12 protein-coding genes are annotated in these 11,363 nt (G+C 35.0%); all 12 read right to left on the bottom strand.

Annotation, left to right across the window (positions count from 1 at the left end; translation table 11 throughout):
* Positions 1-271 precede the first annotated feature (271 nt).
* Positions 272-1,246, bottom strand: coding sequence for an NAD(P)-dependent alcohol dehydrogenase (locus tag J1G40_RS17945; protein ID WP_265244045.1), 975 nt, complete (start codon positions 1,244-1,246; stop codon positions 272-274).
* Positions 1,247-1,315: 69 nt separating this feature from the next.
* On the bottom strand, positions 1,316-2,134 hold the full coding sequence (locus J1G40_RS17950; protein WP_265244046.1) for a nuclear transport factor 2 family protein: 819 nt from the start codon (positions 2,132-2,134) through the stop codon (positions 1,316-1,318).
* A 5-nt stretch (positions 2,135-2,139) separates the two neighbouring features.
* Positions 2,140-2,553, bottom strand: a complete 414-nt coding sequence (locus tag J1G40_RS17955; protein WP_265244047.1) for a DUF6326 family protein — start codon at positions 2,551-2,553, stop codon at positions 2,140-2,142.
* 26 nt (positions 2,554-2,579) lie between these two features.
* Positions 2,580-3,302, bottom strand: a complete 723-nt coding sequence (locus J1G40_RS17960) for a hypothetical protein (protein ID WP_265244048.1) — start codon at positions 3,300-3,302, stop codon at positions 2,580-2,582.
* A gap of 140 nt (positions 3,303-3,442) precedes the next feature.
* Positions 3,443-4,012: a Crp/Fnr family transcriptional regulator gene (locus tag J1G40_RS17965; RefSeq protein ID WP_265244049.1), complete on the bottom strand. Its 570-nt coding sequence runs from the start codon at positions 4,010-4,012 to the stop codon at positions 3,443-3,445.
* A 166-nt stretch (positions 4,013-4,178) separates the two neighbouring features.
* Positions 4,179-4,817 (bottom strand): hypothetical protein, encoded by a 639-nt coding sequence (locus J1G40_RS17970; protein ID WP_265244050.1) that lies wholly within the window; start codon positions 4,815-4,817, stop codon positions 4,179-4,181.
* Between the two features lie 70 nt (positions 4,818-4,887).
* On the bottom strand, positions 4,888-6,609 hold the full coding sequence (locus tag J1G40_RS17975; RefSeq protein ID WP_265244051.1) for a serine hydrolase domain-containing protein: 1,722 nt from the start codon (positions 6,607-6,609) through the stop codon (positions 4,888-4,890).
* A 156-nt stretch (positions 6,610-6,765) separates the two neighbouring features.
* The gene (locus J1G40_RS17980) at positions 6,766-8,304 is read right to left on the bottom strand and encodes a serine hydrolase (RefSeq protein ID WP_265244052.1); all 1,539 of its coding nucleotides are present in this window, start codon (positions 8,302-8,304) and stop codon (positions 6,766-6,768) included.
* A gap of 62 nt (positions 8,305-8,366) precedes the next feature.
* Positions 8,367-9,044, bottom strand: coding sequence for a M23 family metallopeptidase (locus tag J1G40_RS17985; RefSeq protein WP_265244053.1), 678 nt, complete (start codon positions 9,042-9,044; stop codon positions 8,367-8,369).
* Between the two features lie 69 nt (positions 9,045-9,113).
* Positions 9,114-9,470, bottom strand: a complete 357-nt coding sequence (locus tag J1G40_RS17990; protein ID WP_265244054.1) for a DUF2834 domain-containing protein — start codon at positions 9,468-9,470, stop codon at positions 9,114-9,116.
* A 7-nt stretch (positions 9,471-9,477) separates the two neighbouring features.
* The gene (locus J1G40_RS17995) at positions 9,478-10,059 is read right to left on the bottom strand and encodes a hypothetical protein (protein ID WP_265244055.1); all 582 of its coding nucleotides are present in this window, start codon (positions 10,057-10,059) and stop codon (positions 9,478-9,480) included.
* Between the two features lie 114 nt (positions 10,060-10,173).
* Entirely contained in the window at positions 10,174-11,241 is a 1,068-nt protein-coding gene (locus J1G40_RS18000) for an AraC family transcriptional regulator (protein WP_265244056.1), read from the bottom strand.
* Positions 11,242-11,363: the final 122 nt, after the last annotated feature.

Here is an 11,363-nt window from a genome sequence, read left to right on the forward strand (position 1 = left end):
CTTTATCATATCTTTTATTATTTTGGCCTTCGCACCGCCTGGCTCCTCACTATCAAAGGTCTACCAGACCTTTGCTTGCCGTTCGGCCCTCTAAAGAATTTTATCATTGGTTAATGGTTGGTCATAATGAAGGCTAACGGTATTGTATATGGCACGTTGCCATATTTATAGTTTTAAATGAGTCAGTCGTAACTGAGGTTAATTAAAAGGGGAGCGATTAAAGTTAGCCAAAATTTAGCAATGTGTTATATACGTTGTTACCACACGTTAATCATTTAATAGAAATTACTACATTTCCTTTTTTATGTCCTTTATCAACATATCTATGAGCTTCTACAATCTGATCTAAAGAATAATTTCGATCGATGATCGGTTTTAGTCTTCCCTGTTCTATGATACATTTCAGAATGAACAATGCGTCGGCTGTTTCAGGTGCATTTTTGCCAACCACGACTTTGATCCCGGATGTCATTGCAGCCCAGAGCATTTGAAGGCTTGGAACCGGTCGCCCTATATTCAGATATACACCATTTTGATGTAATACATTTTTACAAGCCGTAAAAGGACATTTATCCACGGTTACAAAGATGATATCATAGGTCTCAAAGGCTTCAGTAAAATTGCTTTTGGTATAATCGATCACCTTATCGGCTCCGAGGGATTTTACCATTTCCAAATTAGCGTTGCTGCATACACCTGTGACTTCCGCACCGAAGTATTTGGCCAACTGAACCGCATACGTGCCAACGCTGCCGGAAGCCCCATATATAAGCACTTTTTGGCCCGGTTTTATTTCTGCAATATTTTTAAGGTAGTGAAACGCCGTGCGTGCCCCAATTGGAACGGCAGCTGCTTCTTCATAAGTAAGGACAGTTGGTTTTATGACAATTGGTCCATCTTCAGCTATACAGATATATTCTGCATAACCACCGAAAGACGAGAGTGTAGCTGCAAAAACTTCCTCTCCTTTTTTAAAGGTCTTGACATCTTGCCCAACGGCTTCAATTTTTCCGGAAATTTCCATACCGAGTACAGGCTTTCTGGGCTTTTTGAGTCCCAGAGCCATTCGGGCCGGTAACCAAAAGGACGCGGGAACATCAAAACTCCTAACCCGGTAATCCGCAGCCGTAACTGTGGTGGCATGTATTTTTACCAGGACTTCATTGTCTTTTGGAACCGGTTTTTCAATTTCCGTGATTTGAAGAACTTCAGGGCTCCCATATTTTGTGCAAACAACTGCTTTCATACTAGAATGATTTATGAACTGATACAATGGTTTTTTTTGGCGATCATTTAACTACCAAATAGCAAGAAACTAGTTGGAGTTAAGTTTAAAATCCTTATCGGTAAATGATTTATGAATGACCTTCCAGCTTCCCCGGATCTTTAGAAGTAACATATAATCAATAGCGATTCGATCGTGTTCCGGCATTTTGATCTCCAGTTTGGCCAGTGCGGCATCCTTTTCATAATCGATGCTGAGTATCTTTCCGATCCGGCGGTACTGCTTATCATTTGAGAAGAAACCCAGGTATTTTTCTCGAGTAATTTTACTTACTGCACCGTCTTTAACCGAATAGAGATTCAACCCATCCCAAAATGCGCTTTCAATACGATCGGAATCACTTTTTGCTGTTCCTTCCATATAGTCTAAAAGAGTTTTCTCAATGTTGTGAATTTCATTTTCCCTCGGAAGTGCTGTTAGATCTTGCTCATCTTTCACAGTGACGTTAATGATCTTATGTAAAATTTTCCAACCATCGAAAGTTTTCAGCAGAAGTAAATAATCTGTTGCCAACCGATTCGTTTCCGGGAAATAAACCTCCACTTTAGCAGCTGCGGCATTGTTCTCGTAGTCAATTGAAACCACACGCCCTTTCCGGTTGTACTTCCTGCCTTTTTCTATATTGGAGATGTACTGCGAGCCCGAAATAATACGCAGGGTGTCGGCAGAGATCAAATACAGCTGAAAATCCTCATGGAACGCTTTTCTCACGCGATCGGGCTCTCCTTTCTCTGTACCGTCGATATAGTTCTCAAGTGTGCTATTTATGTTTTCAATTACAGATTGTGCATTACTCTTACTTACAAAGGCGAACAGAGTAATTGCCAGAAGTGTTGCTATTTTCTTCATCGTTCTTATGAAATTGGATTTGTATTTCTACTAAGAGATGGTAATTTCCAGGCAATATTAAATATCCATAGAATGGCAGCCACTTCGATCGTCATATGAAAAATATCGTCAATGTCTGCGGATGGGATAGCAGTTGCAAATACTGCTATGGTGATTACGCCAGCGATTAAGTTCGCCCATTTATTGGCATTATCCTTTAGTATCCTAGAGAGGAGCACCATTAAGATGGGTATTTCGGCTAAAATTCCACCAATGAGCATGAGTTCATCAGTGATCTCGACTCCATTGACTACTCCAGTCAACATTTCCTCCAGGAAACCTTTATTACCGAATTGATGGAGATCCCTAAATACCATATTGAGTAACACGAATATCCATAAGGTTGATAAAAGGGTTTGAGGTTTGATTTGCTTATTCATAATTGAAAATTTTAAAGTTTAATTTTTTATTTTGATGTTGCTGATCTGATATCGTCCAGACCGTTCCGTAAGAATTTAGTCACCATAGGTTTTACAAGCCATTTGGGCATACCCTTAGGATCAAATTGGACAATGTTTACTGCATTGCTCTTGTTCTGAGAGACCGTTGAGAACTGCCAGGACCCTCGGAAGGTTTTAACCCTGTTCAACTTTTTAGTACCAGTTGCTGAGCTACCGTGCCAAGCTTCATTCCATTCCACCGCTTTATTTTCGTCTTTATCGTGAATGAATACATACTGGATCTTCATTTCTGTATCTCGGAAAGGAAAAGGTTCGTTATGAACGACATAGGTCAATAGACTGTCTGTCGACTCCTGCAGGATATCATAAACTGGATACTTTTTGCTGAAGTGACCTTCGGAATGATCATAAATATCTTCCCGGAAGGCCGCTATACATGCTTCCGGAGAGGATGCTACGGCCCCTTCTATCTTATATTCAAACAAATTCGTCCCTTTTATTTTCCTTGAATAGATTGTCCATTCTGAGTCGTCTTTGTCCGAACTTCTTTTCGTTTCATTCCATTGATAGGCCTTCCACTCTTTGTAGCTTTTGTTTTTTAATCGATTGATCCTGTAGGCGGAACAACTAGTGAGCATCGGGAAAACAAATAAGAAAGTAATGGCGTAGAATGCAACCTTTGCTACTCTGGATTTCTTTGAGAATTGACTTTTGAATAAATGGTACATAACAATGAATTATTTGACCGATTAATAAAATTTTACGATGCAAATCTCGGATTAAGACAATCCCTGTTCATTGACTTGAGTCAATAAATTCAAAAAAGCACTTCAACTACGTGTGAAGCATGGAATGTGAAAAGGACTTACTAGCTGTACAGTCGTTTGCGAATGCGACTTAGTGTTTCCGGCTTAATGCCCAGATAACTTGCGATTAGGTATTGTGGAACCCTATTGAGAAGGTCCGGAGAAGTTTTTTGCAGGTTTTGATAGCGGTCCTCTGGAGAAAGTTTAATGAACTCGTCGTACTTCATACGCTGATTGGCCAATTGATCTTCCATGATGCTGGCTCCCATAGCGGCCAGCCTGGGCAACTTGCTCATGAGTTCGGCGCTTCTTTCCGGCGTGCCGAGGGAGATAATGCAATCTTCCATACATTCAAGGAAGTACTCGGATGGCTTTTTGGTAGTATAGCTAACCGGGGTGATGGGTTGGGATTCAGTAAAGAATTCGGTGACCTTGAATTCACCATCCACCAGATAATAACTCATTACACATCCCTGGAGAATAAAGAAGCACTCCTTTGCTATTTTACCTTCAGACAATAAAATGGTTCCTTTTTTATAGGATCGCATCATATCCTGATTGGTAACAATGTCGGTCTCTTCCTGCGTGAGATCAATATATTTGGATAGAAAATCAACTATGGGATTGCTCATTTTGTGTATTTCAATTCATTTAATGTGTGGTAACGGTTTGTGTATGATTAGTTGCGATTAGCAACTAAGTTAGCAAAAGGTTTTGGACTGAGGAAAATTCAGAGAATTTTCCGATTGGGACTTACACACTCTAGCAATTAATTATACACGTTGTTGTGCAAAGTGTTTATTTTTCAATAGTCTGTTTATATTCTGAAAGGAATTTGTCAATGTTAAAGTAATAGTTGTCAACATAATTTCTAAAGGATTTATATTCTTTATCCTCATAATATTCATTAAGAGTTATAATGTGGTAATGAAAAAACATTTGAAGGTCGCTGTAATCAAGAATTTTTTTTGAAACTGCGTAGTATAGGTTTTCGAAAAAGTCAAGAAATCTATCAAGTTGTTCAATAACTTGTATATCTTCATTTTTAAAATCAATCTTTTCTCCTTTTTCAATTGATTTCCTGTATTTCTTTTCTTTTAGACAAACTTCAGCAATTTTGTCAAACTTATGTTGCCATTCAAAAGAAGATATTATTTCATTATTTGAAACAACAAAATCATTATACTTTTCATCGAGAATTTTATATTTAGTCCAGTTAGTTTCATTCCTTTTTGCTTCTACAGAATCCCAATATTTTATAAGTCCAAGGGCACCAATAGAAATCGTAAAAATGTAGAATCCAATTTCAAATCCTATTGATAAGTCATTCAGTTCACTTGATTGAAAGGTATTAATCAGAATGGTAGCAATAGTTATAATACTTCCTCCAGCAAAAAAGAATAAAATTATAGATAGTATGTTCTTTATTTTTTTCATTTCCCACATTTTGCACAACGTTGTTGTATATGAGCCGTTTTAATGGCTTATATACATTGTTGTAAGCAGTTTATATTTTCTCAAACCAAAGGTTTTCAATTCGATAATTCCCACTCGTTACTCTTAATCCTATGACTTTTCCCTTTGAATTTCGCTCAAAACGAATGTACTTAAAAAAGTACTTATTAGACATCATAAAATCTTGATTTATCGCTTGTAAACTAAAATCATTCCACTTTCTATTAACTTGCGGCGAATTGTGTCGAACCATTACTTGCTCGTCTGAAGTAAATATTTCATATTCTATTTTAAGTTCAGGACTGTAGTATTTGCCTGTTAACTCTTGAGCCTTTGAAGGCTGAAATTTAAAAGAACCATCGGTTATTTTTCGGGCAGTTTGTTTTCCTTCTGGTGCTGTTAAAGTTAATGCATCGAAAACCCCCAATTTGTTTTGGTGGAAAGAAATCAATACGGGGTCATTTTCTATATAGAAGGTTGAATCTGAAATTGCTTGTAATGCGATTTTAGTTCCTGCATCCGGAGCAAAAAACAGACTATCCCCTTCTTGCCAGAATTCCCATAAGCCTTGGTTTATATACCATATAGGTTCTAAATCTACTTCATACCAGCCGACTAGTTCATCAAGCACTGTAGATTCAAATTTATCATAGGGTACAGAAAACTGGGAGCCGGAAGGTTCTATTTTCGGAATAAACAATTCTGCAATTTCATCGGCAGCAAACTCGGGATTGAAAGAGTTTAAATTTGTGAGGATTACGATACCCAAACCTGCACTTGGATAACGACCTACCCAGGCATGATAACCTGGGGAGTCACCCGCGTGCCAAATACGTTCTTCTCCACCTACACCTTCATTTATGGTTAGTCCAAGGCCCCAGGATATTGTTTGGCCATTATTGAGGGTTGCTTTTTCCTCCATACGAGACACGATAATAGAATCCTCTCCTTTAGGATATTCTAAAAATGTAAGCCATTTCGAGAGATCAAAAGCTGTTGAATAAACTCCCGTACCTCCATAAAAACACCAAAGGCCGCCAGAATCTCTACTATAACCATCTCTATTTATATCGTATGGCTCCGCCTTATTAGGGACAATTTTTTTATAGTTGGTCACAATGGAGGTATTACTCATTTTAATTGGACCGAATACATTATTCTGCATCCAGATGTCAAATGGTTGGTCAGTAACTCGTTTGATTATTTCAGCCAGCAATGTATAGCCAGAGTCACTATATCTAAACTTACTTCCAGGACTAAAATTGAGTTCTTGGTGTCCGTAAATTAGCTCTAGAGCTCTACCTTGGGCTAATATCTGCCCATCCCAAAATCCAACCATACTTTCAAGTGAAGTCTGCTGTCTAAGTCCTGATGTATGTGTCAAAAGCTGTTCAATTGTAATACCGAAATCATGAAGCTCTGGCAAATATTTATGAACGTTATCATTTAGTGAAAGAAGGTTTTGATTCTCAAGTTTCAAAATTGCATATGCCGTAAACTGTTTACTTGCTGAAACCAGATGAAATTTGGTTTCTTCGGTTATTGGAATTTTGTGTTCCAAATTGGCCATACCATATTGTCTTGATAAAACTAAATCTCCATTTAAAGTAATTGCTACGGCTGCCCCAGGAGTTTGCTCACCAAGGCTTGCTAGGAAGATTGAATCTACTTTAACTCCTAAGTCTTTATAGTCAGTTTGAGCTATGAGAGTCGTCGACGATAAACTCACCAAAACAAATGATAGCAAATATGTTATAGTTCTTTTCAATGTCATTCTTAAATTGCTTACAACGGTTCCGTATATGAAAAGTAAGGGAGGTTTGTTGTTCTTACCTTTCAGATATATTAATTGATTAAATATACGAATAGGTCTGAAGTAAGTAACAAGTCCTTATTTTTTATATACGTTGTTGTGCATAGTTTTTTTTTGTTATTGTTTCTTAAATTCCAATCCCTTGTGCTTAATGCCTTTTATCTGAGAATTTTCTAAAACAAAAGCCATCTTTGTTATACTTCCTGGCCCTGAAAATTCTACTTCAACAGTGTTTTTATCAATTGCATAAAAAGCTTCAGACTTTAGTAGTCCTATTTGTATGATTAATTTGTTGTCCTCAACATCAATAGTAATAGTACCAAAACCATCATTTTCGTACTTGCCTACGTATTCAGATAAGTTCAGTGTTAGTGATGATAATCTATTTTTTCTTTCAGACATAGATTTGGTATATGATTCACTCATACGATTAACTCTTCCTTTTAACGATTCTATTTCCTCCATATAAGTTTCAATAGCTTCATTTTTACCTAGGAAGTAATTAAAGGCAAAAGAGATTAATAAATCAGCAACATTATCGCCAAAAAAGGATTCATTTACAAAAACTGCTATTCCAATTTTTTCTTCAGGCATAAATGCTATTCTTGCTGAATGACCAATAAAACCACCGTTATGGTACAATACCTTTGTATCCTGAAACAAGGCATTATGCCACCCCAATCCATAACCAGTTTCTTGAAAAAGCACACCCATTTTATCCACGGTTGCATATGCTTTATGGGTCTGTTTTAAAGTTTTTTCTGAATAGATTCTCTTTCCATTAAAAACACCTTTATTAGTGTTAAACAATAACCAATGTGTAATATCTTCAATAGAAGTATATAACCCCCCTGCTGCTTGCATGGTTTTCTCATCCTTTTTCGAGTTTGCCTTTGTTGGAGCATTTACATTTTCAATGGTTAAGTATGGTTTGGCTGTAGGCCATTTATTGTTTACTACTTTAGAGTAAAATGCTGTAGTATTATTCATTTTTAAAGGAGTGAAAATCCTTTCATCTAAAAGCTTCTTCCAATCTAAATTAAATTCTTCTTGAAGTATGAGGTCAAAAATATTGTAGCCAAGGTTATCATATTTAAAAGACTTGTTATTGTCAAGTGGTGAGGTATAATGCTCAAGAACATCAACAAGTTTGTCATGAGTGTACTCACCAGAGGTAGCGTTTCTCCATACTAGATAACCATTACTGATTCCTGATGTGTGAGTAAGTAAATTTCGTATTGTTATATTTCTAAATAATTCTTTATTTTTAAAATCTTTAATAGGTTTATAACCAGTTATAGGCAAATCTAAATCAATTACACCTTCATCATGTAATATTTGAGCTAAGGTACCTGTAAAGGATTTTGTGGTTGATGCAATGTAATAAGGTGTTTTAGTATTTGCCTTTATTTTGTTTTCAACATCAGAATAGCCAAAGCTTTTTAAAAGAACAATAGTGTCATTTTTTACAATTGCAAGGGACAACCCAGGAATTCCTATTAGCTCATTTAAGGATTTTTCTATTATTTTATTAAGGTTTTCGTTCAAGTCATATTGAGCAATTGTAGTTTGAAAACTAATTATTGCAATTACTAAAATTAATACTAAATTATTTTGATTTTTCATTATTCCTAAATTATGTATAACAGTTAACATGTATTACTCTTTTGCATATTCTAGGATATAACTTACGCAATATTACAAGAGGTTTTGACTGACTAGTTAGTTCTAATAGTTTGGTTTTTTAATGGTTCTCCAATTGATATAAAAGTATCATTTGCATAGTAATTTCGAAATTGAGCAGGCAACCCTTCTCCATCTCCAATTGAAGGTTTATTTTGAAGATGATAATGTAAATGTGGTTCAGTTGAGTTACCACTATTACCAGTCAAACCAATTAATTGTCCTTTAGTAACGAAATCTCCAGTGTTGAAATTAATTGAGTTTTTCATAAAGTGCGCTAAAACTGAATACTCTTCATTCCCATGGTCGATAATCACATAATTTCCAAAAAGTTGATTTGTATTGGTTTCTCCTGGAACATTTTCTGAAACAGAGTTTTCCATCTCTACTATTTGGCCAGATTCGGGAGCATAAAGAGGATCCCCATAACAGAAATAATCCTCATTTTGCGTTCCATTTCCCATGAAAGTAGAACCATTTTCAATTTGCACTACATCAATAGCAAATCTTTGGTCAACAAGTGAGGCATGGTGGTTATCATTTAAATTATCCCCCCCCCAGACCACAAACCAAGCATCATTAAAAGGCAACTCTAATTCAGCAATAGTTTGATAATCCAAATAATTACTAGGAACTTCATCTTTCTCACAACCAGTAAGACAAAGCATACAGGCGCAAATAGAAATGTAAATTGTTGATTTTTTTATAGTCATGATATTATTTTTTTAAGTTTAATAACTGTTCAATAATTAAATGTTTTGGTTTAATTACTTGTTGTTTCTTTAGTTTTCACATTTTCGTCTGTCTGTTGCTACAAGAGCTTTTTCTTTCAGATATAAATAAAAAGGAAAACCACCAGCGAGTCCCAATAGTAATGTCAGGAACCAAACTTGCTCTAAATTTTTATTTCCATACTTTTTTCCATCCAAATAGGTCCATATAAAAAACACCACTACAGTAAAAAACAAGTCTATCATGAATATTGTTGAGATTCGATTGGCAAACATTCCTTCTATAGTTGCTAATGGATTAGAGTAAAGAAGAATATTTCTTGTTTCAATTGATTCCATAAACACTAGTATATTAGGAGCTATAAAACCAACGATAGCAAGTAATAAGTACAGTCTACTTTTGCTCATCTTATTTTTAGTTTGTTTTAATTATTGATATTGGAATAATATCTATAGGGTACCCTTCATCATTAACTTGTCCTCCATCACTTTGGGTAACAGCATGATGCATATATGTTTCGTTGCTACTATCGTCTATAAAGAAAATTTGCTTAAAATCCTCAACCCGACCATCGTTGTATGTTGCAGTTCCATATATTTGGTTAACTAATACTTGAGCGCCATTAAAAGTTACTGATATTGTTCCGGCATTACTAAAAGTAATAGCTACTGTTTCATAGAAATTCGCATTTCCATTACATGGCAAATCATCAAAACCAGTAATATTGATTTGAAGGTTTTCGTTATTAAAAGATAGAGTCTCACTCAAAATGGTATCATTATTTGCTTCAACACATCCAGTTGACCAAAGACCGTTCATAGTAATTAAATTTCCTGAGTTAGTAGTTAATATAAATGGCTCTGGCTGTATTAAAGTTTCAATTGAATCATCGCTTTGACATGCCACTAATGTTGGACTTATTATCATAGATATCATAAGCAGCTTTGATAATCGTGATATTGAAATTAGTACTTTGTTTTTAATTGTTTTCATCATTATTATTTTTTAGTTTGGACAAACATAAGATGAGTATTTTAAAAGTGGGCGTAGATTATCCCTGGGTTTCTCCTGAAACAGGTTTTAGGAGAAAACTATAAAATAAAATGAAGATTATAAGCTTGAATTTACACCGTCTTTATATTGCTTAGGTGTTATTCCTGTAGATTTTTTAAAAGCAGCATAAAATGCAGAACTAGATTTGAATCCACAATTTTCCGCAATCCCTATCATTGTATAATTTTTTGAAGACTCTTTTTTAATGGCCAACTTAAATGCATCTACTCGATAGTTATTGATGAAATCAACAAAACTTTCTTTCAGACCCAAGTTGATAGATTGCGATATATCACGTGGAGTTAAGGGAGTTATATTAGAGATTTTGATAAGTGATATGTCTTTATCCAGATAAAGATTTTCGGTTGTTATTGTCTTTTTAATAAGATTTAGATTTCTTTTTAATTCCTCTGCACTAATTTTGGAGCCTTCATATTTTTCTCCTTTTGAAAAACCAGTTCCTGCAGAAGTATGCACATAACTTAAGAAAAAAGCACAGACTCCAAATAATAAGGCTAGATTAAGTTTAAAAAGATCTGATAAATTTCCACCAAAAGCTTGCTCAAAAATTAAAAAACATAATTGAATTATCCAAGGAATCATAATTAACCAAATTGCAATACGCAGCCATTTGATAGTATTTGGGAGAGGTTTTATGGTTCCTATCCTATATAATGAAAGCCCAAAGTAAATAATAAACTGAATATTGAATATAAGGTAGAAAATCAAATCTACTGTATCTTTGATAGATTGTGATAAATTAGTAGAGGCCAAGTATATCAAATTGAAACCTAAATAAATAAATAGAGGCACAAAATGAATCAATTGTTTAGAATGTTGATGGGCACGACCTGTTTTGAATTGGGTAAATATAAACGCACTAGGAGCAATAATAAGTAAGAAGGAATTGGATATTTCCTCAAAACCTCCGAGTTCATTTATATAATTCGAAAAACGAAATACAGAATTAAGTATAATAATGGAAATACCAATAAGTAGATAAATCAAGTAAATATTTTCAGGTCTTCTCTTTTTAGTGCGCCATAATGTAATTGACAAAAACAAACCTTGCCCGAATCCAAGAATATTCAAAAGAATGCTAATATCAATTAAGATTCGTGACATAGTTAATTATCGATGTATATATTATGCACAACGTCCTCGTATATAAAACGTAGCCGATTTTGGGCTTCGTTTCTTTCAGCGCACGTTTTATTTTTACAGAAATGTAAGAAATTGAATTCGCT

This window comes from Muriicola sp. Z0-33, assembly GCF_026126425.1.
GTDB lineage: Bacteria > Bacteroidota > Bacteroidia > Flavobacteriales > Flavobacteriaceae > JAFMPW01.

Bases quoted from the DNA above. Each gene is read 5' to 3' on its own strand.
- J1G40_RS17990 (WP_265244054.1), bottom strand. From the start codon at position 9,470: ATGAGCAAAAGTAGACTGTACTTATTACTTGCTATCGTTGGTTTTATA.
- J1G40_RS17980 (WP_265244052.1), bottom strand. From the start codon at position 8,304: ATGTTAACTGTTATACATAATTTAGGAATAATGAAAAATCAAAATAAT.
- J1G40_RS17945 (WP_265244045.1), bottom strand. From the start codon at position 1,246: ATGAAAGCAGTTGTTTGCACAAAATATGGGAGCCCTGAAGTTCTTCAA.
- J1G40_RS17950 (WP_265244046.1), bottom strand. From the start codon at position 2,134: ATGAAGAAAATAGCAACACTTCTGGCAATTACTCTGTTCGCCTTTGTA.
- J1G40_RS17975 (WP_265244051.1), bottom strand. From the start codon at position 6,609: ATGACATTGAAAAGAACTATAACATATTTGCTATCATTTGTTTTGGTG.
- J1G40_RS17985 (WP_265244053.1), bottom strand. From the start codon at position 9,044: ATGACTATAAAAAAATCAACAATTTACATTTCTATTTGCGCCTGTATG.
- J1G40_RS17955 (WP_265244047.1), bottom strand. From the start codon at position 2,553: ATGAATAAGCAAATCAAACCTCAAACCCTTTTATCAACCTTATGGATA.
- J1G40_RS17970 (WP_265244050.1), bottom strand. From the start codon at position 4,817: ATGAAAAAAATAAAGAACATACTATCTATAATTTTATTCTTTTTTGCT.
- J1G40_RS17995 (WP_265244055.1), bottom strand. From the start codon at position 10,059: ATGATGAAAACAATTAAAAACAAAGTACTAATTTCAATATCACGATTA.
- J1G40_RS18000 (WP_265244056.1), bottom strand. From the start codon at position 11,241: ATGTCACGAATCTTAATTGATATTAGCATTCTTTTGAATATTCTTGGA.
- J1G40_RS17960 (WP_265244048.1), bottom strand. From the start codon at position 3,302: ATGTACCATTTATTCAAAAGTCAATTCTCAAAGAAATCCAGAGTAGCA.
- J1G40_RS17965 (WP_265244049.1), bottom strand. From the start codon at position 4,012: ATGAGCAATCCCATAGTTGATTTTCTATCCAAATATATTGATCTCACG.